This is a genomic window from Micromonospora zhanjiangensis (genome assembly GCF_042650605.1).
GTDB lineage: Bacteria > Actinomycetota > Actinomycetes > Mycobacteriales > Micromonosporaceae > Micromonospora_J > Micromonospora_J zhanjiangensis.
In genome coordinates this window covers 20894-44747 of record NZ_JBHSBN010000030.1, presented here as the reverse complement: position 1 = coordinate 44747, position 23854 = coordinate 20894, and the positions used below count along the sequence as shown (strand labels likewise).

Genomic DNA, 23854 nt, shown 5'->3' with positions numbered 1-23854 from the left:
AGGCCTTCCCTGATCGAGGCTCCAAGACCCGGCTGACGTACGCCGACCAGGAAGGCGAGCCCGCCGACGCATGGGTCGACAACATGCATGAATTCGCATACCCTCTCGGCCTTGCCAGATCATTTCCAAACCCGCCGTTTCAGTCGGCGCTTACCGTACCGCCCGATCCGACGGAACCGTCGGTCTCGGTTGCTCACTTCGTGACGAAGCCGCGGTACCGAACGGCTCCTGACCCAAGATCACAGGCCTTGCCGGTATCGCTCTGCGGGCTTTGAGCGCTGGCTCAGATCTCGACGCGGACGCCGGGCCAGCGTTCGGCGGGGCGGTGGCGGGCGAGTCGTTGTCGGGAAATCTGCGGGCTGACCCTGGTCGGGTTGCGCCGCCACACGCCGTCGAGGAGATCGTCGAGGCCGTGCGGCGCGCAGACGGCGATGTGGTCGTGCGGGTCGAGGCGTACGGCTACGGCGGTGGCGTACTCGGGCCAGGTGGCGACCGCGGCGGCGATGCTGCGCAACGGTGTCACCGGGCCGCCGCCGAATTTGGCCGGATACCAGGTGTGCACGGCGGCCTGGTTCTTCGCCTCCCACGGCGGCTCCGGCCAGGCCGCTGCCAGCCGGCGGGTGGCCCGGTCGTCGTTGTCGCGGCTCAGGTCCGCCGGGTCGAGGAAGACGACGTCGACGTCCCGCACCGATGACGGGTCGAACCCATGGCCGTACCGCACGCCCCAGACGAGGTCGCGGATGGCTCCGGCGCCGATCCAGGCGTCCGGCAGACCGGAGTCCCGGACGACGCCCAGCGCCCGGATCAGCCACGGGCTGCGCCGGACCAGGTCCCGCAGTTCGTCGTTCCGCATGTGTTTCTCCTGGTTGCCGTTGTCGGGTTCCTGGTCAGTCGAACAATCGGCTCACGAGGGCCCCTTGGCCGGATTGCAGGACGTGCGCGGCTCGTAGCGGTATCCAGAAGCATTCGAACCGGGTGGGCTCGTGCTCGCCGTCGTGGTCTTCCTGACTCGCCCACCGGTCGGGCGTCGCCCCGTGCAGCGCCATTTCGAAGACGTGACGACGCTGGATCTCGAATCGGAGCGGGCTGATGTCGTACTCGATCTCCCCCAGCTTGCGCACGACGGTGAAGTCGAAGAGTCCGGTTTCTTCGCGGGCCTCGCGGACTGCGGCGTCCGCGGGGTCCTCACCCGGGCGGACGCTGCCGCCCGGGACCTGGATGCCTACCTCTTCGTAGCTGAAGTCGGTGTGCCGGAAGACGAGCAAATGCCCGTCCCGCACGACGTAGCAGAGGACCTTGGTGGTGATCACCTTCTCGGGCACGGCGCCTTCTCCCCCGTGGTGCGTCTGACCTCGGCTCGACCGGTGCGGGTCAGGCCGGCCGACAATGGTCTCCTGGTGCGCCAGACGGCGTGAGCCCTGGGCGTGGGTGAAGGCCACACCGGTTCATCAACTCGATGTGCCCGCGCCGGGGAAGATGTCCGGCGGGGCCTCGGCCGCGCAGTGCGGGCACTGGTTCGGGCACGGCGTCAGGGGCGGGCGGTCGGTGAGGCCGCTGGTGGTGAGGATGGTGGCCACGGTCTGCTCGAACGTCGAGGTCTCCGGGATGACCCGTTCCCCAGGGACGTCGAGCAGATCCAGGGTGGCGTACCAGTCGCGCATCTGCTCAGGCGTGACGTCGATCGGTTCGCCGCGGGTGCGGTGGCGGCGGACGGTCTCGTCGAAGCAGACGTCGAGGTAGAAGACGTGTGCCGGCCCCGCATGGTCGGTGATGAGGCGCCGCAGCACGGGCGCGTAGCGGCCGGTGTGCAGGATGCCCTCCAGGACCACGTGGTAACCCAGGTCAAGGGCGGTCCGGGCAGTGGCGGCGATGAACGCCGGCGCGACCGGATCCGTACGACTGCTGTCATGCTCACGCAGCACGATCCTGCGCAGGTAGTCCTGCTCAATGAGGGCGCAGCCGCGGCCGTAACGACGCCGGACCTCCCGCGCGGTGGTCGTCTTCCCACTACCGCTGTTCCCACGGATGATCAGCAAGGTTGGCAAACAGGGGGAATTGCGCTTGATGCAAGAAGTCTCCGCTTCCTGACCTTCTGGCATGGGAAATCGTAGCAGTCGCGTCGACGGTGGCTTCCTCGATCATCGCCTCCAGCGCGGCGGTCCCCTTCGATGCCATCGGCGGAGGATAGCGGACCGGTGTAGGGGTGTTCGGAGCCCGATGCGCGAGGAAAGCCGCAGGTCGTCGGCCTGCGGACACCAGCACAGCGTCGGGTTAGATCTCCTACCGTCAGCCAAACGATCTCGACGGAGTCCTCCATGTGACCGTGGTGGTGGGTCTTGCCGAGGTCGACGCCGGCTCACAGGCTGCCCACCGGGCATCACCCTTTTGCTTGTGCTGTCCCGTTGACCGCGCTCACCGCGGTCGGGCCAGGGCGTTAGGCCGCCTGGATGCGTCGGCCCCGCGCCCGGCGTTGGTGGGACCGGGGCACCGGCACCGTTGTCGGAGGCCTCGGAGTCGGAGTGCTGATCCGGGGGTGAGGAGCGGGGGCGGGACGATCGTACGGGCGTCCGGCGGCGTCGGACGGGCAGGCCGTATCGGCCGTGTGGCCCGCGTCCGATCCGTTTTGGAGCCGTCAGCCGTAGAGGGAGCGGGCTCCCGGGCTGTTGCCCGTGAAGCGTTGCCCTGCGGCGATCTCGTCGGCGACCACTGCCCAGACGGTCTCGTCGTCGCGGAACGGGAGCGCGTCACGGCTGCTCGTCTCCTGACGGATCCGCTCGACCTCGCGCTCCAGTCGCTCGAAGCCGGCCTCTTCGTCGCCGCCGATGAAGCTGAACTCGTCGAGCAGGCGCTGGAACCGCGCGGTGACATGGACGAGGGAGGAGACGTCCGTGTGGAGTTCCTGCACGGTCTCCTCGTCGGCGTCGACGGCGTACACCCTGCCGGTACCCGGATCGAGGGCGAGGTGGGCGTTGAGCAGCCAACCGATGACGGACCAGGCACCCGCGTCCGCCGGGGCGTCTACGAAGTCCTCGATGTCGACGACGTCCTGAACGAGGGGTAGCCGGCCGGCATCCTCGCCGGACCCGCGCAGCCAGAGCGTCCCGGTGGGAACGCCAATGGTCTGCAGGAGGCGGGCGCCGCCACTGCCAGCGGCGGCTGCCGGGAAGGCGGCGGCGGGCAGGGTCGCAAGCCGGTCCTCGCCAAAGATCGCGACGAATTCGTTGCGGGTGATGTCGAAGAGCACTGTCGGAACTCCAAACTCGCGGCGGCAGGGCTCCGCGGCCGTATCAATGGGCGAAAAATGACCACCAGGATCACCCATGCCGTCCCGCACCGTCGGGCTGGAGACCTCTCTGCTGCCGGCGCCTTGACACAGAGAGGTGCCGTTGGCCAGATAGTCCCGGTACTGGTTGTCGTCGGTCTTCCCGCGGGTGAACCGTTCGTCGAGGCTCCGCCGGGCGGTGTCCTCGTCGCGGGCACGATCGGGTGGCCGTGCCGGTCAGTCCGAGTGACCCGGCCGACGGCGGCGTGCGGCCGGGCGTCGGAGGGCCTTGATCGAGGCGGGGCCACCACGGCGCGCCGTCGCGGGGTGTGGCGAGCGCGCGGCTGGGCGTTTGCTGGTTCACGGGGATCGCCGGCGTAGCCGTCCTCGGGCCATCACCTCGATGGTGAGGACTGTGGCGGTGGCTTCGACGGCGAGGAGACCGACGAGGACGAACAGTTGGGTGATCCCTGCGGCCAGCGGGCTCGCGCCGCCGAGGAGGACGCCGACGAAGGCGCCGGGGAGGGTGACCAGGCCGACGGTGCGGGTCTGGTCCAGGGCCGGGATGAGTGCCTGGCTGGCGGCGGGGCGGCAGACGAGCAGCCGGGCGTCGCGGGGAAGCAGGCCCAGCGCGAGAGCGGCTTCGACCTCGCCGCGCCGAGCGTGAAGCTCGTCGTTGAAGCGCCGCCCGGCGAGGCTGGTGGCGGTCATGGCGCCGCCGGTCAGGATGCCGGCGATCGGGATGATCGCGATGCCGCGCAGAGGCATCAGGCCCGCCAGGAGCAGCGCGGCGACGACGGTCAGGCTGGCGGTGGCGATCGGGACGCCCGCCCACCAGCCGTACGGCCCACCGGTGATCCGCCGGCCCGAGGTGCCGGCGGCGACTCCGCACATGAGCAGGACGAACGCCCCGGTGGCCCACAGCGAGCCGACAATCGCGGTAATCACCAGTGAAACGGCGGCCAGTTGCAACGCGGCGCGGACGGCGGCGATGGCGATCTGTCGGCCGTGCCCGAGCCGCCCGACGGTGGCGATGGCTGCTGCGGCGGTGGTCAGTAGCACCAGCGCGGCGGCGAGCCGCGGTCCGAGCACCAGCATCGTCGAGGTCATCCGGTCAGTGTCGCCTCAGCACCGACGGGTCGTTCAGTCCGTACGGGAGGGCGGAATGTCGTTTGGCGGGTTTAGGTGGCCAGCGGCGGGTATGCCGGCCCCACTAGCTCGCCGCGCAGGTTCGTCACGGAGCGGGGACGCTCGGCCAGACGCGAATTGGATACGGAGGCTACCCGTGACTCGACTGGCGGTCGGAGAGGCAGTGAATACCAGGCAGGAGGAGGTGCAGCGGCGAGGACGCGGGCTCGGTTGGATGAGCCTCGGTCTGGGCGTGGCACAGCTGGCGGCGCCGGACACGGTGCGCCGGACACGGTGCGCCGGATCAGCGGCGTGGACGACTCCCCGACGTCCCGGGCGGTGGTGCCGGGAATGGCCCTCGCTCACCGGCAGGGGCGCCGGCGGCGGCTGGTCGGTGTCACCAAGGTTGTCCTGAAAGCCTGACGAGCAACCGCATCCGGCCGTCGCGGGCCGCGCGGTGGCCGGATGCGGCGTCTGTCGGAGGCACCGGGCAAACCTGATCCGCATGAGGGCGGCAGCCGAGGCGGCGGTCGACGTCTTTCTGGCCGATGCTCGACGGGCAGGACGCCATTCTCCTGGGGCGCAACACGTTCACCGAGTGGGCGCAGTACTGGCCCACCTCCACCGACGAGCCGTTCGCCGGCTTCGTCAACAAGACCCAGAAATACGTCGCGTCGACGACCCTGACGTCGGTCGACCACTGGTCGAACAGCACCCTGATCGAGGGGTCGGTGGTGGACTTCATCAAGGAGCTCCGCGAACAGGACGGCGGCAAGATCGCGTCTCGGGCAGTCCCACCCTGGTCAAGTCGCTCATCGACGCGGGCGTCCTGGACGAGCTGACCCTGGTGATCAGCCCGGTGGTCGCCGGTGGCGGGCGCAGGCGGCTGTTCCCGGCCGACTCGCCGCCCACCACCTTTGAACTGGTCGACGCGACGTCCACGAGCACGGGCGCCATCATCGCGACCTATCGGCCTACGGCGCCCCGCGGATGACACCTGGTTCGGCGCCACACCGACCGCCACCATCCAGATCGGCCCGCCGCCGGCGAGACGGTCCCCGATCCGGACATCTGATGCTCGGCCGTGGCCGCGCGCGGACCACGGCCGAGCACAACGCCCCGCGATCGCCGGTACGTACGCCGGGGCGTTCACGCCATGCGTGCTGGCCACGTCCTGAGCACCGTTCACCGATTCTGGTGGACGTGGTGCACGGCGATCCGGTCCCGAATGGCCTGCCGCTGCGGATCGTCGGTGTCGTCGAGCAGGTCGAGGGCTTCCCGGCTCCGACTGAGAGCGTTGTCGTGGTCGCCGACCGCGCGCAGAGCCTCCGCCAGTACGGCGAGGGCGCGCGCCTGGCGTAGCGGGTCGGTCAGCTCGTCGCCGATCACCCGGGCGAGGGTGGCGTCGGCCAGCGCGTCACGGTGCCGCCCCAGGCGGATTTCAGCCTCGGCCGAGACGGTGAGGGCGTCGCAACGGATCGTGTCGTCGGTGACCCGGTCATGTAGTTCGAGAGCGACGCGGCCGAGGTCGAGTGCGACCTGGGGCTGGCCCGTGTCGAGGCTGAGCTCGGCGAGCCGGACGTGGTTGAGGCTTCGGCCTCGCAGCGAGCCGATCCGGTCCCAGATGGCAAGGGCCTGCTGGTAGAGAAGGCGGGCCTGGCGGTACCGGCCGAGTTGGCGGTGGGCGTCACCGAGGTGGTAGAGCGTGTACGCCTCACCGATGGCGTACCCGGCCGCCCGACAGTCGGTCAGGACCTCCTGGAAGGTCTCGATGGCGGTGGTGGTCGCCCCGGTCCGCAGGTGCACGGAGGCGAGATTGTGCCGGCAGGCCGTCCGCAGTTCGGCGAAGCCGTTCTCCTCGGCGAGACGCAGAGCCTCGGCGAACAGGCCGCCGGCGCGGTCGTAGTCGTGGGTGGTGAAATAGCTGGCTCCGAGGTTGACGAGGGTGCCCACCCGGCCCGGGTCGTGACCGTCGGCAGTCGCGGCGTCGAGGGCGATGCGCAACATCTCGCGCATGTCCTCCTGCCTCCCGGAGCGGTCGAAGATCTCGTGGACCGTGCCGACGGTCTGCCAGGCGTGCCGATGGAAACCCTCCACCGCCGCGCTACGGACCAGGGCGAGCACGTTGGTCCGTTCCGTCTCGCACCATCGCAGGGCGGCGCCGTCCGAGGTGAAGGTCATCGGTGTCACCGCGCGCGGTTCGGGCAGATCGGGGACGGGTGCGCGGTTCGGCTCCAGGACCGTGACGGCGTTGACGGCCGTGAGTAGGTACCAGTCCAACAGCCGGTGCAGTGCCGCGTGTCGTTGCTCGGCGGGCTCCTCCGCCCGGGCCCGATCGGCTGCGTACCGGCGCAGCAGGTCATGCATCCGATACCGCCGGACGGTGTCGTGGTTGACCAGGTGGGCGCGGGCGAGTCGGTCGAGGGCCCGCTCGGCCCCGGCGACGTCCACCGCCAGCATCGCCGCCGCGGCCTCGGTCCCGATGGTGCCGCCCGGAAAGAGGCCGAGGCCCAGGAAAAGCCTGGTGGGCATCGGGGCGAGTGCGTTGACCGACCAGGCGAAGACAGTCCGCAGGGTCATCTCGTCGGTGTCGTCACCCTCGATGTCGAGCAGCCGGCAGGTGAGTTCCTCGGCCAGGTCGCCGAGCCGTGCCTGGGGCCGGGAGACCACGTGCTCGCCGATGACCCGTAACGCGAGCGGCAGCCCGCCCGACAGCCGGGCCAGCGTCTCCAGTGCCGCAGGCTCCGTGTCCGTGCGTCCGGGACCGATGATCCGGCCGAGCATGTGATGTCGTTCGAGGGGCGACAGTGGTGCGACGGTGAGGCTGCGAATGCCGTGCCGGACACTCAACCCGCGGAGCCGATTGCGGCTGATCACCACCGTGAGGCTGGTGTCGGAGCGGGGCAGGAGCTGCTGCGCCTGGTCGGAGTCGACGACGTTGTCCAGCACGACGAGCATCCTCCGCCCATCCATCAGCCGGTGGTACAGGTCGACGCGTCGATGGGTGTCGGCGGGCACCCGATCCGCCGGGACGCCGAGGTCGACGAGAAAACGGTGCAGTGCTTCCTGCCCGCCTACGGGCGGCACCGGGCCGTACGCCTCCGCGTTGAGGTAGAGCTGCCCGTCGGGGAACCACCCCTGCCGGCGATGCCCCCAGTGCCCGGCGAGGGTGGTCTTGCCCACCCCGGGCATCCCGGTCAGCACCACCACCTTCGGAGTGCCCTCGCCGACGGCGAGGGCGTCCAACTCGTCCAGCAGCCCGCTGTGCCCCGTGTAGTCGGGTACGTCGTTCGGCAACTGCCGGGGCACCGGCACCGCCGCGTCCACGGCGGCGAGCTGGTTCCTGGCGGATGCGGTGGGCAGGAGATCCGCGATGTCCAGTACCGGGTCGGTACGCATCGTCCGGCGGTAGCGGCGACGGTAGGCACCCAGGAAGTCCCGGGCCTCGGAGGTACGACCGGCCGCGTGCAGTGCGGTGATCCACAACCTCGCCAGGCCCTCGTCGAGTCGATTCTCGATCAACAACGGTTCCAGCCGGGCCAGCACCCGGTCGTGTTGGCCGGTAACCAACTCGCTTTCCGCCAGCATTTTCGCCGCGCCGAATTGCCTTTCTCGCATGTCCCGTCGAAGGTGTTCGCACCGCGCACCACGCAGGTCTGCGAGCGGCTCGCCCCGCCACAGCTCGTTCGCCCTGGTGAGCAGGGCGACACACCGGTCATGCTGATCACGGTCGACTGCCTGCCGCGCCTCGGCGGTCAACCGTAGGAAACGGTGGTAGTCGACCAGATCAGGATCGACGGTCAGGCGGTAGGCGCCGGTACCGGGCACCCGTACCAGGGCATCCTGCAGGTCGACCGCCCTCAGTGCGGCACGCAGACGACTGGCCAGCGTGTAGAGCAACGGGCGGCGAGCATCGACAGCCGAGTCCTGCCACAGAAATTCCACGATCGTCTCGACCCGCACCGGATTGTCGGCGTGATAAAGAAGGACGGCGAGCAGGCCGCGCTGTTTTGCCGTACCCAGCGGGATCGACCGCCCCTCGACCGTGAGCTTCGTGGGACCCAGAATCATGAACTCCATCAGCTCCACCCCCGCTCACTCTTGATCGAGATCTGCCTATTTCATTGTTCTTCCAGCGGTCAAGCGCTTCAAACTTTCCTCCGCAGAATCAAAAATCAGACATTCCACTTCCCAGCTCTTCGCAAGCCCACTGCAAGGCGAACGGCAAGCTGATCCGCAGCCGGCTCCTCGACGCTGGGTCCCGCCGACATTCAATGCTGGAGGGACACCAATGACGTCGCCGGAATGGTCATCCACCCCCGTTGGCATCGACGCTGATCGCTGGGCAAGTCGGTCGGGCTGCCGGACGGTGCTCGTCGTGGCGCACACCATCGCGAGCTGCCACCGGCTCCTGGACGTGATCGATCTTCTCGAGAGCGACCCGAGGGTGCAGCTGGTCTTCACGGTGGCACCGGACGTCTTCAACCATCAGGTGCAGCGGTTCCTCGACCGGTCGGGGGCGCTCGTCCTCCCCTGGCACCAGGCCGCCCGGGAACGGTTCGACCTCGGTCTCGCCGCTGCCCACGGCGGACTCCACCAACTGCACGCGCCCCTGCTCCTGATGGCCCACGGAGCAGGGCACGGCAAACGGGTGCGACCCGGGCCGTACGGCGGGCCGGTGCTCGCGGACCCGCCGGTGTACGGCCTCGACGCGCAGCGACTGATCCATGGCGGACGGGTCCTCCCGACGGCCCTCGCCCTGTCCCACGATCAGGAGTTGGAGGTGCTGCGCCGGCAGTGTCCAGAGGCGGTCGAGGCTGCCGTGGTCGTCGGTGATCCCTGCGCCGATCGACTCGTCGCCAGCCTCCCCTGGCGGCGGGACTACCGGCGGGGCCTGGGGCTGGGCGAGCGGCAGGAACTCGTCGTGGTCTCCTCCACCTGGGGCCGGGACGGCGTCTTCGGACGTTGGCCCGACCTGCTTCCGCAGTTGATGACGCAGCTCCCGCCGGACCGGTACCGGATCGCCGCGCTGCTGCACCCGGCGGTCTGGGACGCGCACGGACACCGGCAGATCCGAGCCTGGCTCCGGGACTGCCTCGACAGCGGGCTGCTGCTGCCCGACCCGACCGAGGACTGGCGCGGCCCGGTGGTCGCCGCCGACCACCTCATCGGTGACCACGGCTCCGTCACCGCGTACGCCGCCGCCATCGGATGCCCGGCCTTGCTGCTACCCGGGCTGCGGTCGGTGCCCGCCGCCGGCACGCCTCAGCACCTGCTGGCCGCGAGCGCCAGCCGCCTGGACCCACGCCGGCCGCTTCCTCCCCAGCTCTCCCGGGCCGCGGGAGTCGACCGGCAGGCGATGATGGCCGCCCTGACCAGTCGTCCGGGGGACGCCGGCGTGTTGCTGCGGCGCACCATGTACCGCCTGCTCCAGCTGACCGAGCCCGGCCGGCACCGGAAGACGGGCCCCGTGCCGGTGCCTGGCCCCGGCCGTTGGAGGGCCCGGCATGACCTCGCCGGCTGAGCCCGTCGTCGTGGCGCTGTCGGCCCGCCGGCAGGCGCCCCGTTCGGCCCGGTTGGCCGACATCATCGTCACCATCGCCGACAGCGGCGATCCGGCCGAGGTCGGCGCGGTCCTCCTGATGGCGTATCCCGGGCTGGCTCTCGCCGTCGTGGGCACCCCGACGGGGGATGCCGCCGTCGGGGTACGTGGCGCCCCGCCCCTTCGCCTCGGCCAGTTGGCCGCACCCGGCCGGCTGACGATCGGACTGCTCACCGTCACGGCTCGCCTGCTGCACCACCGGTGGGTCACCGGAACCCTGTACCACCGTCACGCCGGCGGGGACCTGTCACCGCCTGGCCGCGTCGCCGCCCAGCTCGTCGAGCCGGCGGAGCACCTCGGGCAGCCGGGGCGCGGCGAGCGCGGCGAAGACGGCAGCGGCCTCCCGATAGTGCCGTCGTGCGGTCTCGTCGTCGCCGCGCCGCCGGGCGATGCGGCCGAGCAGGAACACCGCCTCCGCCCGTTCACCGGCGGCTCGGAGTTCGGCCATCCGGCGTGCCGCCTCGATGGCGGACTCCTCGGCGGTGTCCAGGTCGCCGGTGCCGAGATACGCATCGGCCAGACCGATCAGCACCCGGGCGGCGTTGTAGGGGTCGACCTCGGACAGCTCGGCGAAGATCTGCCCGGCCTCCACCAACAGCGGTAGCGCCTCGGCCGGCCGGCCGGTCCGGGTCCGGAGCATACCCAGGTTGAGACAGGACAGGCCCACACTCCGGACGTTCGGCAGGGTCCGCCGTCCGGCGATGACCCGGATGTATGCCTCCGCCGCCTGCTCCTCACGGCCGGTGTCGGCATAGAGGGTGGCCAACCCCTCCTCGGCGTCGATGACACCCTGGACGTCGCCCACCTGCCGATACCGGTCGACCGCCGCCCGACCATGCCGCTCGGCCGCCTCATGGTCGCCGACCCGGCTGCACGCCCGGCCCAGCCGTTTGAGCATGTCCGCCTCGGCCCACACGTTTCCCCAGGCCCGGGCGGCCCGCACGCCGCGCTCGTCGATCTCCAGCCGGTCGTTGTAGCCCTTGAAGTAGAGAAGGAGCGGCCAGGCCACGTCGCTGAGCTGCCAGGCCAGCTCATGGAGGCCCAGGTCGAAGGCGGCCCGGCCGGCCTCCAGCAGGTTGCTCCGCTCCCGATCCAACCAGCCGAGGGCAGCAGCCCGGTCGGAGAATTCGGGTGGCCCGGCCAAGGCATGTTGATAGACGTACGGCAGCCGCCGCCGGTAGGGGGTCACCACGAGGTCCGCCCGACGGGCGGCGGCGAGATAGAACTCCAGCATGGTGCGCACGGCCGCCTGTCGGCCGTCGGGCGGGTCATCCTGCTCCGACATCTCACGCGCGTGCAGCCGGAGCAGGTCGTGGTAGCGGAAGCGATCCTCGACCACCTCCTCCAACAGGTTCGCGTCCAGCAACTCCCCCATGACGGTGCTCACCCCGGCCCCATCGGCCCTACCCGCTCCGGCCACCGCCGCGATCAGATCCATCCCGAACTCCGCTCCCGGGTGCAGAGCCAGCGTCCGGTACAACGCCGACGCCTCCGGCGTCAGGGCCTGGTACGAGAACTGGAACGTCGCCCTGATCGACAAGCCGTCCACCACCGAGAGTCGGGACAGCCGCTGCGCCTCGTCGGCCAGTTCGGCGACCATACGGCGAACTGTCAACTTGGGACGGGCAGCCAGCCGCGCCGCCGCCACGACGAGCGCGATGGGCAGACCGCCACAGATTCCCGCCAGTTCCTCGGCCGGCGCGCACTCGTTGAGGATCCGCTCCCGGCCGACGGCCCGCCCCAACAACTCGACCGCTTCCGGAGCCGGCAGCGGACCCACCTCGACCAGGCGGGCACCGTCGGGCAGCAACCCGGTCAGTCGTCGGCGGCTGGTCACCACGACCACCGCCGACGTCGACGCCGGCAGCAGCGTCCTGACCTGAGCTGCCGAGTACGCGTCGTCGAGAACCACCAGCAGGGAACGGTTCGCGGTCACCGTGCGGTAGAGGGTGACCTGTTCGGCCAGGTGCAGGGGGATCCGGTCCGGGGCCACCCCCAGGGCCCGGAGGAAGGCGGACAGCACCACGCCCGGGTCCAGGGGCTCGGTGCCGCTGAACCCCCGCAGGTCGGCATAGAGCTGCCCGTCCACGAAACGGTCCAGCTTGCCGTGCGCCCACTGCCTCGCCAGTGCCGATTTTCCCACGCCGCCCGGTCCGAACAGAACGGCGACGAGGTTTCCCCGCTCGGCGAGATACCCGTCCAACGCGGACAACTCGCTCGTTCTGTTGGCGAAGTTCGGCGACGGTGCCGGTAGCTGCCGGGGGATCGGAGAACGATCGACGGGGTTGCCTGTGAAGTGCACACCGCCGTGGATGACACCGGCCTGGACGCTCACTCCGGAAACGGTCCCGGACTGCTCGTTCGACGTACCGGACGGCACCGTTCGCTCGGTTCGGCCGGATTCCGTTCCCAATCGCCGCGCCCCAACCCGCCCGCCCGCCGCACATCCGACCCGGCCGGACCTAGAAGGTGATGTCGCCCTGCACGTCGCGCGCCTGCACGACCTTCCCGGCCGTTCCGCTGAAGTGGTTCACCACCTCGCCCTGAACAGCGACGACGTCCGACCTCACCAGCCTGCGCCATTCGTCGGTGAGGGCGGCGGTGAAGTCCGGATCCCGGGCCATCACGTCAGCCAGGGTCGAGGCGAGCGCAGTATGCCGCCATTGCTCCTGCGGGTGTGCCAGCGCGGCGTCGAGCACCGCCGATTCTCGCGTCCCCGCTCCGAATCGGCTACGGACCAGGCTGAACAGCGAACCGATCGCACTCCGGGCACCGGCACCGAGCGCCTCCGCACCCTTGGTCGCCAGTGCGGTCGCGACTGCCAGGACGATCTGATCATCCATGCCCGGCCTCCCACGAACCACGACTCATATAGACGCTTCGCATTGCCGTTACCGGCGAGCCTAACGCCAGGAGGCAACCGGCAACGGGCATCCGCAGTCGACGCAGGTCACTAGAATCACCGCCATCTCTGCATGTCACTTATCACCGTCTAAATGAGAGAAATCAGCCACAAATCAAGATGAAGAGTCCATAACAATGATACGTCCCAGAATGCGAAACAATCTCACCGCCGATGATCTCTCCGCGCTAGGGTCTCCTCGTGTTGATGATCTTCTTCTACGCCGAGGTCACTGCAGATCTCCTCTCCTCACTACCCGTGGACTCCCTGGAGTCGCTCGTCGACTCCGCGCTGACGATGATCAGTTCCTGCGCGGCGGAGTTGGGCCACGCAGCCGCGTGGACCCTCTACTGGGTGAAGTGGGTCGCCTAATGATCATCTAAACGCACGACTCGTGCATCGGTTGCGTGTGCGCCGTCGGCCCCTGGCCGACGGCGCACACTCTTGCCCACGACCGGCTCACCGCTGCCGCTGGTGCGGCCGGGAAACCCTCCGGCGGTCGCGGGTCAGACCGGTTCCAGTTCGCGGTCCTCGGCCGGCGACGGGGCACCGGCCCGGCCGGCCCGGTTGTCGACCCTGGTCATGATGGCCCGGCCGTACAGCGCGACCCCGGCCAGGATGCTGACCACCGCGATCGGCACCCCGAACAGGGGCCGCACGTACATCGCCAGGAACCAGGACCTGACGTGGATGTCGGACAGGATGAAGACCAGCGGGAGGATCCCCTGGGGCACCAGCAGGATCGAGCCGAGGCCCCAGCTCAGTCCCTCGACCGTGCCGCCCTTCCTGGCCACGTCGGCGCCGCCGGCGTTCCGGGCCGCGGTGGGCCGGCCGGTGCGCATGGTGTGCAGCAGGTCGGGTCCGTCCTGGGTGATCTTCCGGATCGCCAGGCCGCCCAGCACCCGGGCGACGGCGATGCCGGTCAGCACGCCGACCGGCAACCCGGCCCAGGTCAGCCACGGCTGGTCGTACCGGATGCCGAGCTGGACCACGGCGAGCGCCGGCGCCGGCGGCACCAGCCCGACCCAGAAGAGCACATTGGACTGGCCGGTGGTGTCGGCGCGTTCGAGCGGGTTGGTCGGCCGCTTGTGGGCGTCGGGGCCGGGGACCATGCCGAACACCGACGAATAGACGATCAGACCGGCGCCGCCGCCGAGCAGGGCCGGCACCGCCGCGGCGACCCACGGCCAGGTCCAGGTGGCACCGCTCCACCAGGTGAAGGCGATGCTCAGGGCGATGGTTGGCGGCGCGAAGACGATCAGGTACGCCCACTGCCGGCCCCGCACGTCGGCGCGCTGGGTGCCGGTCGTCAGGGTCTGCCAGAGTGCCGTGCCGTCCTGGCCGTAGAGGTTGCAGGCCGAGGTGATCGCGAAGAGCGCGAGCGCCGGGCCGGCCCAGGGCAGCAGGAGCCGGGCGTCGAAGGTCAGCGGCAGCAGCACGGTGCCCAGCGCCCAGACGACCGGCACCACCGCGGTGGTGGTCCGCAACGGGTCACGCCACCAGGTGCGCAACTCCTTGCGGACGACCGCGCCGGTCGTACCGCCGAACGGGCCGGCGCCGACCGGGGCGCGGTCGGCGCTGCCCCGGATGGTGACCCGGGCCCGGCGCGGGGTGCCCAGCTCGATCGACCAGACGAGCAGCAGCAGCACGCAGAGCACGGTCAGGCCGGCGGGTGCGGCGATCGCGAGCGGCCAGTCCCCGCGGCCCGCGGCGTCCACCGCCACCACGCCCCAACCCGACGGGATCGCCCGCAGCGTGCCGGTGGTCGCGGAGGAGAACCCGGTTTCGAGGATGTCGGAGGACAGCACCGCCACGACGATCATCCAGCCGGACTGGGTGAGCACGAGCATCGCCGCGAACAGCACGCCGGTGATCGCCGCACCCACCCGGGACGCCGCGACGACGCCGAACAGCGCGTGGACCACCCGGGACAACAGCACCACGAAGATCAGTTGCAGCGCCGCGACCGGCACCGCCAGCACCGCCGGGACCAGGCCCTGCCGAGATCCGTACGTGATCAGGCCGATGAATCCCAGCGCGGTGACCGCCGTGGTGATCCCGACGAACGCCGCCCCCAGCAACCCCACCGCGAGCCGGCGGCGCGGCACCGGCAGCAGCGTGAAGTGGTCGGCCCGCAGCACCGCCGAGCCGCCCCACAGCGGGCCGATCAGCCAGCCGAGCGTCCACATCAGGAAGACACCCGCCAGCAGGTCGCCCAGCACGTCCTGGTTGGGCAGGTCGACCAGGGAGAGCCAGATGGTGGCGGCCGCGAACAGCAGGCCGAAGACCGCGCCGACCAGCATCCACGCGGCCCGGCCGCCGGTCATCGAGTTCTTGATGATCGACAGCTTCATCCGGATCAGGACGCCAGCCACGACAGCCCTTTCCGGGTGTGCTCGTCGCCGCCGACCAGCCGGACGAACGTCTGCTCCAGGGTGCTGTCGCCGCGTACCTCGGCGAGCGGGCCGGCCGCCACGACCCGGCCGGCGGCCAGCACGGCCACGGTGTCGCACAGCTGCTCGACCAGCGGCATCACGTGGCTGGAGAGCACCACCGAGCCACCGCCGGCCACGAACCCGGTCAGGATCGTCTTGAGGGCCGCCGCGGACACCGGGTCGACCGCCTCGAACGGCTCGTCCAGCACCAGCAGCCGGGGCCCGTGCAGCAGCGCGGTCGCCAGCCCGATCTTCTTGCGCATGCCGGTCGAGTAGTCGACCACCAGGGTGCGCTCGGCCGCGCCGAGCTCCATCACGTCGAGCAGCTCCTGGACCCGACCGGCCAGCACGCCGGGCTCGATGCCCCGCAACTGCCCGATGTACGTGAGCAGCTCGCGTCCGGTCAGCCGCTCCGGCAGGGCCAGTCCGTCGGGCAGCACACCCATCAGCGCCTTCGCCTCGACCGGGTCGGACCACACGTCCACCCCGAACACCCGCGCGGTGCCCTGGTCCGGGCGCAGCAACCCGACGGCCATGGACAGGGACGTCGTCTTGCCCGCCCCGTTCGGGCCGACCAGTCCGAAGAACGAGCCCCGCGGCACCACGAGATCGACGTGGTCGACCGCCGTGTTGGAGCCGAACTCCTTGTGCAGGCCGGACAGGCGCAACGCCGCCGGCCGGCCGGCCACGTCAGGGCTTTCCGCTCCGGCGTACGCGGTGGTCACTGGCTCCATGGTTTCCTCTCGACTTTCTGGACGTCGAGGGTCACCCGCCGATCAGCCAGGTCGTTTCCCGTGCCCCCGGCTGTTCGCCGGACGAGCCCGCCCGGGACGGCATGCTACCGGGCGCCGCCGGGAGAGGACTCCCCCCGACGGCCCGTGCCCGAACGGACGATCAGTTGCGGGTGATGCTGAACGTGCTGGTCGTGTTCCTGATGTCCTGGTAGTTGTCGCGCAGCCGCAGGTTCGTGAAGGTGGCCGAGCCGACCGCCGGCCCCTGCCCCGCCTCGGGCATCTCGTTGACCCAGATGCCGAAGCCCGACTTGGCGTCGAACGCGTCACCGCTGCGCCGCGCCCCCGAGACGGACACGTTGCTGAGCACGGTGTCGGTGATCGGGTTCTCCGGCTGGCCGCCGGTGTACTTGGTCTGGAACATGATCCCCGAGTACGTCGGGTCGACGATGTCCACATCCGTCACCCGGATGCCACGGAACTCCTTGGACGCCGAGAACAGCCACATCGCGGGGAACGTCTGCGCGCCCCAGAAGTGTCCACCCGACCGGATCAGGGAGATGTTCTCGAACCGGGTCGGTGGGCTGGCGCCGAATCCGACGAACGGGTAGCCGAAGTCCAACGAGCTGATGGTGATGCCCGAGTACGTCAACTGGTCGGCGATGTGCAGGTTGCGGAACACGTTGTCGTAGCCGCCGTACACCGCGACGCCGGCCGCCCGCCAGGTCAGCGTGGCGGTCAGGTTCTCGAACACGTTACCGTGGTTGCCGCCGGAGCCGCCCTGGTCGGTGGCGGAGAACAACGCGAACGCGTCGTCGCCGTTGGACCGGCCCTCGGAGTTGGTGACCAGGCTGTTGGTGCTGCCGTTGGTCATGTTCACCGCGTCGGCGAAGGTGTCGCGGAACCGGCTGTCCCGGATGGTCAACCGGTCGACGCTCACTCCCCAGTAGGCGCAGACCGTGTGCTCGACCCAGACGCTGTCCAGGGTCAGGTTGTCCACGTCCTTCAGCTCGCCCCACACCTTGCCCGGACCGTCGATCCGGTTGGTGTAGTTGCCGAAGAAGGCCAGGTGGGCGAAGGTCGACCCGCTGGCCGAGGGCTCCACCCGGAAGCCGGCGTCGGTGTTCTGCTGGTTGGTCGGGGTCCGGAAGCGGGTGTACCACATGCCCGCGCCGACGACCTTCACCGGCTTGCCGTACACCTGGAACTTCTGCGCGGTCTCGTAGCTGCCCGCCGGCAGGTAGACGCCGACCAGCGTGCCGGTCGTGTCCATCCGCACCGCGTCCAGCGCGTTCTGCACATCCTGGTGGCTGAACCCGGCCGGCACCCGGTAGCGGGCCGGGTCCGGGTTGGCCCGCGGCGACACCAGCTCGGTGTTGACGAAGTCGATCGCGTACGTGGTGGCGTTCGCCGGGTCCTTCTGCAGCCTGATCCGGCTACCCGCCGCAATGGTGGAGTTGAGCAGCACGTTCGCCTCGTCGTAGAGGTGCCGGGGGGCGCCCGCGCTCGGCGAGTCGCTCGGGGCGGCCTCGGCGCCGTAGAGCCAGCTGTGTTTCGAGGTGAGGCTGATCGGCTTGTGCAGCACCCCGTTGACGTAGAGGTTCACCGTCGAGTCGATCCCACCGCCGCCCGGAGCGTCCGGGATGGAGAAGCGGGTGACCAGGGCGTTCGCGGCCGACCTGGTGGTCCACTCGACGTACCCGCCGGTGGTGTCGAGGGTGACCGCGCGCCGGCCGGACGCCTCCCCGGCGAGGTCGCCGATGGTGCGGTTCGGCCCGGTCACCCGTGCGCCGCCGCCGACCGTGCCGTCCTCGGCCTCGTACATGTCGTAGCCCAGGTTTGCCCCGCGACCGACGTACAGCGCCCGGTCGCTGGCGTTGTTCTGCCGCTTCACGGGCAGTTCGTTGGCGTCGTCGGCGAGCACCACCCGCACGGTCCAGCGGCCGTTCGCGGCGGTCCAGGTGCCCAGCGACACCGGGCCGGCGATGGCCCCGGCGGCGATCGTGCCGGAGTACCCGCCGGTCAGCGAGCGGGCCACCGCGCCCGATTCGTCGACCACGGTCAGCGTGACGCCGTGCGCGCCGCTCGCCGACGCGATGGTGCCCTGGTTGCGCAGCGTCACCGCGAAGCTGACCGGGGAGCCCGCGTTCGGCGTGCCCGGTGACCAGGTCACCGCGTCGGCGACCAGGTCGGAGCTGGCCACCGGGGTGACCGTCAACGCGGTGGGGCTGGTGAAGGAGTTGTTCGCCTCGTTCTGCTCGATCACCGCGTTGGCCTCGTCGACCTTCGCGGTGAGTTGGTAGCGGCCGGCGTTGCGGGTGCCGATACCCGTCGAGACGGTGGTCGACGCGCCGGCCGCGAGCGCGCCGACGGCGGCGCTGCCGACCTTCGTCGTACCCAGGTAGAGGCCGACGTCGGTGGCGGCGGACGCGGCGGTGCCGGCGTTGCGGACGGTGGCCGACAGCGTGATCGCGTCGGTCTCCACCGGCGCGGCGGGCGAGGCGGTGACGCCGGTGACGGTGAGGTCCGGGTTGGCGGCCGGCACGCCGATCACCTGGAGTTCGGCGACCTGGCCGTTGGACGCGCCGGAGTTCGCGGTGAACTGCAACCGGACGTCCGCGGCGGTCGCCGAGACCGGGACGGTCACGGTGTTGCTGCTGGCCGGATTGAACGAGTACGTCGCGGAGCCGACCAGGGTGGTGAACCCGGACGCCGCCTGTTCCCGGCCGAGCACCTGGAAGGTCTGCGTGCGTGCGCCCCACACCGGGTCCGGGTTGAGCTTCACCACCACCGCGCTGATGCTGGCGTTGGCACCCAGCGCGACGGTCAGCGTGCTCGGGTACGCGCCCGGCGCGCCCTCCCAGTAGGTGGCGACGTCGTTGTCGACGGCGTTGGCCGCCGCGAACACGTGCACCGTCGACGACGCGGTGGCCGGCCGGCCGGCCGCCAGGTTCGCGCTGGGCGGCTGGGTGTCACCGGTCGCCGGTCCGTAGATCTCGAACTCGGAGAGCTGACCGGCGGGCCAGCCGCTGTTGGCGGTGAACAGCAGCCGCAGATAGCGCGTCGAGGCGGTGGGCACGGAGACGGTCACCGTGTTACCGCCGGCCGGGTCGAAGGCGTACGAGGCGGAGCCAACCAGGGTGGTGAACGTCGAACCGGTGGTGCTGCCCTGCACGGTCAGCGTCTGGTTGCGGGCGCCCCAGCCGGCGGGCAGCCGGAGCACCAGCCGGTTCACACTGGTGGCGGCGCCCAGGTCGGCCTGGATCCACTGCGGAAACGCGTTGTTCGTGCTCTCCCAGTAGGTGGCCGCGTTACCGTCGTTGGCGTTGCCGGCCCCGTACACGTCGGCGTGGCCGCTCTCGGTCATGGTCCTTCCGAGCGCCAGGTTGGTCGACGGGTCGGCGGCCCGGCCGGCGGTAGGGCTCGGGCCGTCGGCGGCGAGGGCCGGTGGGGCCGGTGCCACGGCGACTGCCAGGCCGACCGCGGCGAGCACCGCGACCATTCGGGTACGGATTCTGGACATGGTGGACGGACACCTTCTTCCTGGAGACATGGAGAGGCGTGGCGGGGGTGGGGTGGGGTGGGATGGGATGCGGCGGGGGCCGGTGCGGCCCCCGCCGCCGGGTCAGGAGGCGTAGACCTCGAACTCGGAGAGCTGGCCGGCCGGCCAGCCGGTGTTGCCGGTGAAGGTCAGCCGCACGAAGCGGCGGTCCCCGGTGGGCAGCGGGATCGACACGGTGTTGCCGCTCGTCGGGTCGAACGGGTAGTCGGCCGCCGCCTTGAGCGTGCCGAACGACGAGCCGTCGGAGGAGCCGAGCACGGACAGCGTCTGGGTACGGGCCTGCCAGGCCGCCGACGGCGGCAGCTTGAGCACCAGCCGGGCCACCGGGCGGGAGCTGCCCAGGTCGACGGTCACCGACTGGGGGAAGGCGTGGTTGGCGCTCTCCCAGTAGCTGTTCGGGTTGCCGTCCACGGCGTTGCCGGCGCCGTAGACGTCGGTGTGGCTGGTCTCCGTGACCGGCCGGCCCAGGGCCAGGTTCCCGCCGGCCGGCGGTGGGGTGGTCGGAGGCGGCGTGCTGCTCGGGGGCGTCGTGCCGGTGGGCGGCGGGCTGGACGGCCCGTTGCCCCACTGCGGCTGCGGCCACGGCCCACAGTACGGGGTGGCCGTGTACCAGCCTGAGTTGCCGGCGCCCTGGGTGATCTGGAAACCACTGCCCACGCAGTTGTGTATCGGATTGGCCTGGGCGATGTTGGTGGCCCGCACCCGGGTGAAGCTGACCTGGCTGGGGGCCTGCACCTGGAGTGCGTACGTGCCCGCGCCGTCGATCCGGACGTTGGTGAAGGAGATGCCGCTGGTCTGCCCCTCTATCCAGTGCAGGGCGGCATATGAGCTGTCCAGGATGTCGGTGTCGACAACATTGATGCTCGCGCCCTGGATCGGCTCGTTGAGCGCCGAGAACCAGATCGCGCCGACCCCGAACTGCCAGTTGTAGTCCGAGTTGCCGGTGCGGATCAGCGTGTTGCGGGCGACCGTCACGGTGCCCGCCACCGCCGTCGCGCCGTTCACCCCGGGATAGCGGTTCGCCACGTGGATGCCGCCGCCGTTGGTCACCGAGTCGGCGGCGACGTTGTCCGCGATGGTGATGTCGCGCCCGCCGTACGTGACCAGGTGGTTCGCCAGGACCGTGACGCCGATGGTGTTGTGGGTGAACGAATTGCCGACGTTCGGCACGTTCTGCGCCCACATGGCCAGCGCGTCGTCACCCGTGTTGCGGACGAACGTGTTGGTCACCGTCGAGTTGGTGACACCCCAGTGGAAGTTCACCCCGTCCGCGGTCTGGTCGAGGATGCGGCTGTTGCGGATGGTGAAGTTGTCCATCGGCCCGTCCATCCAGGCGCCGACCTTGGTGTGCTGCAACCACAGGTTGTCCACCACCGAGCTCGACATCGCGCCGCCGAGCGCGTTCACCTGATCCTCGTCCACCCGTTCCCGGATGTCGCCGATGACGGCGAAGTCGCGCAGCGTGACGTTGCGGCTGGGCCCGCCGGCCTCGTGCGGCCGGATCTCACCGGAGTAACCGCCGCCGGGCACGTACTTGCCGTAGATGCCGGCGGCGCGTTTGCGGTCGGTGGGGTGCCGCCCGCCGAGCACCGAATACCACGGCCCGGCGCCGCGCAGCGTCACACCGTCGACCACCACGTGGTCCCAGAGTGTGAAGGTGCCCGCCGGGATCCAGACGGTCCTGCCCTGCGCCTTGCCGGCGTCCACGGCGGCCTGGAACCTCGCCGTCGAGTCGGTGGCGCCGGTCGGATCCGCGCCGAAGTCGGTGACCACGTCCAACGCGCCGGACGGCTTGGCGATGGGCGACCCGACCAGCTCGAAGTCGGCCAGGTCGATGGTGAAGGTGGGCGACTGCGCGGTCGAGGAGACCTGGAGGCGGATCCTCGTGCCGGCCGGGTAGGTGGCGCCGAACATGGTCCGGGCCTCGTCGTAGAAGTGGTGCGGGTTGGTGTCGCCCGGGTTGTTGTTGAACGGGTAACCGCCGTAGAACCAGCCGTACCGGGAGGTGACCGGGACGGCCTTGACCAGCGTGCCGTTCGCGCACAGGTCGATGGTGGCGTCCCGGCCGGTGCCGGCGGCGTTGTCCGGCAGGCTGTACCGGAAGGTGATCGCGTTCGCCGGGGCGGCGAGCGTGAACTCGACGTACTCGCCGACCGCGTCGAGCGTGACCGCCTCCCGGCCGGACGCCTCCGACGGCAGCGTGCCGTAGCGGCGGTCCGGGCCGATCGTCGTGCCGGTGTGCGCGGCCCGCTCCGCCTCCTGCTCCCGGAACGGGACGGCGGCGCCGCGGCCGGCGATGTCGAACGGGGACAGCCCGGCGGCGTGCGCCGGGGTGGCGGACGAGGTCAGCGCCAGGACGGTCAGTGTCGAGGCGGCGAGCGCGGCGGCGGCCAGGGCCGCCAGCCCCGCGCTGCGATGGTGGTGCGCGGTGCGGTGCTGGACCATGCGGGTGTGCTCCCTTTCGTCGGTGGCCGGACTCCCCCGTTACGGCGATGCTGCGGTCTCCTTCCTGTCCTCCCCGGTGCGAGCGTGGGCGCCGGCCGGCACGGCCGCCGGCGCCGCCGCGGTTCAGGTCGATCGGGTACGCAGCCAGACCGCGGTGTCGGGTGGCAGCCGGTCGTCGTCGAGCGGCCCGCTGGCCAGCAGCAGTCGATCGTGCCCGGGCAGCGGTACGGCCTCGCCGCCGAGGTTGACCAGGCAGCCGAAGCCGGAGTCGCGGGCGAACGCGAGCACTCCGTCCGGCGCGGGCAGCCAGGTCAGGGTCCCGTCACCGAGCGCCGGCTCGGCCCGGCGCAGCGCCAGCGCCGCCCGGTACAGCTCCAACATCGAGTGCGGATCGCCGGTCTGGGCGCGTACCGTGCGGTCCTTCCAGTCCGCCGGCTGCGGCAACCACGGCGTCGTACCCTCCGGGCCGAACCCGAACGGCGGGGTGTCACCCTGCCAGGGCAGCGGCACCCGACAGCCGTCCCGGCCGGGGTCGACCCGCCCGGAGCGTTCCCACATCGGGTCCTGCCGCAGCTCGTACGGGATGTCCTCGACCTCCCAGAGTCCCAGTTCCTCGCCCTGGTAGACGTAGGCGGCGCCGGGCAACGCGAGGCAGAGCAGCGCGGCCGCCCGGGCCCGGCGGGTGCCCAGTTCCAGGTCGGTGGGGGTGCCCTCGCGTTTGGCGGCGAAGCTGAACCTGGTGTCCGCCCGGCCGTAGCGGGTCACGTGCCGGGTGACGTCGTGGTTGGACAGCACCCAGGTGGCCGGCGCGCGGACCGGCGCGTGCGCCGCCAACGTGCCGTCGATGCTCTCCCGCAGCGCCGTGGCGTCCCAGGCGCAGCCGAGGAAGTCGAAGTTGAACGCGGTGTGCAGTTCGTCCGGGCGCAGATAGTTGGCGAACCGCTGCCGGTCCGGTAGCCACACCTCCCCGACCAACGCCCGCTGGCCCGGGTACCCGTCGGCGATCCGCCGCCAGGCCCGGTAGACGTCGTGCACTCCGTCCAGGTCGCGGAACGGGTGCGGCCGGCCCGGGCGGACCTCGGGCAGCGTGCCGTCCTTGACCAGCAGGCCGGCCGAGTCGATCCGGATGCCGTCCACCCCACGGTCGAACCAGAACCGCAGGATGTCCTCGAACTCGGCGCGCACGGTGGGGTGGTCCCAGTTGAAGTCCGGCTGCTGCGGGGCGAACAGGTGCAGGTACCAGTCGCCGGGGGTGCCGTCCGGATCGGTGGTGCGGGTCCAGGTCGGGCCGCCGAACTCGCCGGTCCAGTCGGTGGGCGGCAGCTCTCCGCCCGGGCCCCGGCCGGCGCGGAACCAGAACAGCTCCCGCTCCGGCGCGTCCGGCCCGCCGGCCAACGCCGCCTGGAACCACGGGTGCGCGTCCGAACAGTGGTTGGGCACCACGTCGACGACGATCCGGAGGCCGACCGCGTGCGCCTCGCCGATCAGCGCCTCCACCTCGGCGAGGGTGCCGAAGACGGGGTCGATGTCGCGGTAGTCGGACACGTCGTAGCCGGCGTCGGCCATCGGCGACGGATACCAGGGGCTGAACCAGATCGCGTCGACGCCGAGCGCGACGAGGTGATCCAGGCGGGACCGGATGCCGGCGACGTCGCCGATCCCGTCGCCGTTGCCGTCGGCGAAGCTGCGCGGGTAGACCTGGTAGATCACCGCGGAGCGCCACCACGGGCTGCTGTCGGCCTTGGACACGGCCACCTGCTTTCTGCGAGATCGGTACGTCGGCGGGC

16 protein-coding genes are annotated in these 23854 nt (G+C 70.8%); 3 read left to right on the top strand and 13 right to left on the bottom strand.

The window, feature by feature from the left end; translation table 11 throughout:
• Nucleotides 1-283 precede the first annotated feature (283 nt).
• The 5 genes from ACFOX0_RS28775 to ACFOX0_RS28755 all read right to left on the bottom strand — a co-directional run bounded on the left by ACFOX0_RS28775 (nt 284) and on the right by ACFOX0_RS28755 (nt 4372).
• Nucleotides 284-853 (bottom strand): nucleotidyltransferase family protein, encoded by a 570-nt coding sequence (locus ACFOX0_RS28775; protein WP_377551907.1) that lies wholly within the window; start codon nt 851-853, stop codon nt 284-286.
• 34 nt (nt 854-887) lie between these two features.
• Complete coding sequence (locus ACFOX0_RS28770; protein WP_377551904.1) at nt 888-1322, bottom strand: NUDIX hydrolase; 435 nt, start codon at nt 1320-1322, stop codon at nt 888-890.
• 126 nt (nt 1323-1448) lie between these two features.
• Nucleotides 1449-2099, bottom strand: coding sequence for an AAA family ATPase (locus ACFOX0_RS28765; RefSeq protein ID WP_377551901.1), 651 nt, complete (start codon nt 2097-2099; stop codon nt 1449-1451).
• 533 nt (nt 2100-2632) lie between these two features.
• Entirely contained in the window at nt 2633-3244 is a 612-nt protein-coding gene (locus ACFOX0_RS28760; RefSeq protein WP_377551899.1) for an SUKH-4 family immunity protein, read from the bottom strand.
• Between the two features lie 378 nt (nt 3245-3622).
• Complete coding sequence (locus ACFOX0_RS28755) at nt 3623-4372, bottom strand: ABC transporter permease (protein WP_377551897.1); 750 nt, start codon at nt 4370-4372, stop codon at nt 3623-3625.
• A 566-nt stretch (nt 4373-4938) separates the two neighbouring features.
• Here ACFOX0_RS28755 and ACFOX0_RS28750 point away from each other — a divergent pair.
• Together ACFOX0_RS28750 and ACFOX0_RS28745 are read left to right on the top strand one after the other, a co-directional pair.
• Nucleotides 4939-5232, top strand: coding sequence for a dihydrofolate reductase family protein (locus tag ACFOX0_RS28750; RefSeq protein ID WP_377551951.1), 294 nt, complete (start codon nt 4939-4941; stop codon nt 5230-5232).
• Nucleotides 5190-5384: a dihydrofolate reductase family protein gene (locus ACFOX0_RS28745; protein WP_377551946.1), complete on the top strand. Its 195-nt coding sequence runs from the start codon at nt 5190-5192 to the stop codon at nt 5382-5384. Before ACFOX0_RS28750 ends, ACFOX0_RS28745 begins: the two co-directional genes overlap by 43 nt.
• Before the next feature lie 191 nt (nt 5385-5575).
• On the opposite strand, the gene ACFOX0_RS28740 is transcribed toward ACFOX0_RS28745, so the two are convergent.
• Nucleotides 5576-8470: an AfsR/SARP family transcriptional regulator gene (locus tag ACFOX0_RS28740; RefSeq protein ID WP_377551894.1), complete on the bottom strand. Its 2895-nt coding sequence runs from the start codon at nt 8468-8470 to the stop codon at nt 5576-5578.
• 298 nt (nt 8471-8768) lie between these two features.
• On the opposite strand from ACFOX0_RS28740, the gene ACFOX0_RS28735 reads away from it, so the two are divergent.
• Nucleotides 8769-9914 (top strand): hypothetical protein, encoded by a 1146-nt coding sequence (locus ACFOX0_RS28735; protein WP_377551892.1) that lies wholly within the window; start codon nt 8769-8771, stop codon nt 9912-9914.
• A gap of 325 nt (nt 9915-10239) precedes the next feature.
• Here ACFOX0_RS28735 and ACFOX0_RS28730 read toward each other — a convergent pair whose 3' ends face one another.
• The 7 genes from ACFOX0_RS28730 to ACFOX0_RS28700 form a co-directional block, all read right to left on the bottom strand.
• Entirely contained in the window at nt 10240-12327 is a 2088-nt protein-coding gene (locus ACFOX0_RS28730) for a tetratricopeptide repeat protein (protein ID WP_377551890.1), read from the bottom strand.
• Nucleotides 12328-12454: 127 nt separating this feature from the next.
• Nucleotides 12455-12835, bottom strand: coding sequence for a hypothetical protein (locus ACFOX0_RS28725; RefSeq protein ID WP_377551888.1), 381 nt, complete (start codon nt 12833-12835; stop codon nt 12455-12457).
• A gap of 565 nt (nt 12836-13400) precedes the next feature.
• Nucleotides 13401-15269, bottom strand: coding sequence for a hypothetical protein (locus ACFOX0_RS28720; RefSeq protein ID WP_377551886.1), 1869 nt, complete (start codon nt 15267-15269; stop codon nt 13401-13403).
• Nucleotides 15254-16018, bottom strand: coding sequence for an ABC transporter ATP-binding protein (locus ACFOX0_RS28715; RefSeq protein WP_377551944.1), 765 nt, complete (start codon nt 16016-16018; stop codon nt 15254-15256). The genes ACFOX0_RS28720 and ACFOX0_RS28715 overlap by 16 nt, the downstream gene beginning before the upstream one ends.
• Nucleotides 16019-16223: 205 nt before the next feature.
• Entirely contained in the window at nt 16224-19583 is a 3360-nt protein-coding gene (locus tag ACFOX0_RS28710) for a discoidin domain-containing protein (protein WP_377551884.1), read from the bottom strand.
• Between the two features lie 102 nt (nt 19584-19685).
• Complete coding sequence (locus ACFOX0_RS28705) at nt 19686-22067, bottom strand: discoidin domain-containing protein (RefSeq protein ID WP_377551882.1); 2382 nt, start codon at nt 22065-22067, stop codon at nt 19686-19688.
• 123 nt (nt 22068-22190) lie between these two features.
• Nucleotides 22191-23816, bottom strand: a complete 1626-nt coding sequence (locus tag ACFOX0_RS28700; protein ID WP_377551880.1) for a glycoside hydrolase family 13 protein — start codon at nt 23814-23816, stop codon at nt 22191-22193.
• Nucleotides 23817-23854 lie beyond the last annotated feature (38 nt).

Coding starts and splice junctions, on each gene's coding strand:
- ACFOX0_RS28765 (WP_377551901.1), bottom strand. CDS start 2,099: ATGCCAGAAGGTCAGGAAGCGGAGACTTCTTGCATCAAGCGCAATTCC.
- ACFOX0_RS28755 (WP_377551897.1), bottom strand. CDS start 4,372: ATGACCTCGACGATGCTGGTGCTCGGACCGCGGCTCGCCGCCGCGCTG.
- ACFOX0_RS28740 (WP_377551894.1), bottom strand. CDS start 8,470: ATGGAGTTCATGATTCTGGGTCCCACGAAGCTCACGGTCGAGGGGCGG.
- ACFOX0_RS28725 (WP_377551888.1), bottom strand. CDS start 12,835: ATGGATGATCAGATCGTCCTGGCAGTCGCGACCGCACTGGCGACCAAG.
- ACFOX0_RS28775 (WP_377551907.1), bottom strand. CDS start 853: ATGCGGAACGACGAACTGCGGGACCTGGTCCGGCGCAGCCCGTGGCTG.
- ACFOX0_RS28705 (WP_377551882.1), bottom strand. CDS start 22,067: ATGGTCCAGCACCGCACCGCGCACCACCATCGCAGCGCGGGGCTGGCG.
- ACFOX0_RS28750 (WP_377551951.1), top strand. CDS start 4,939: ATGCTCGACGGGCAGGACGCCATTCTCCTGGGGCGCAACACGTTCACC.
- ACFOX0_RS28710 (WP_377551884.1), bottom strand. CDS start 19,583: ATGTCCAGAATCCGTACCCGAATGGTCGCGGTGCTCGCCGCGGTCGGC.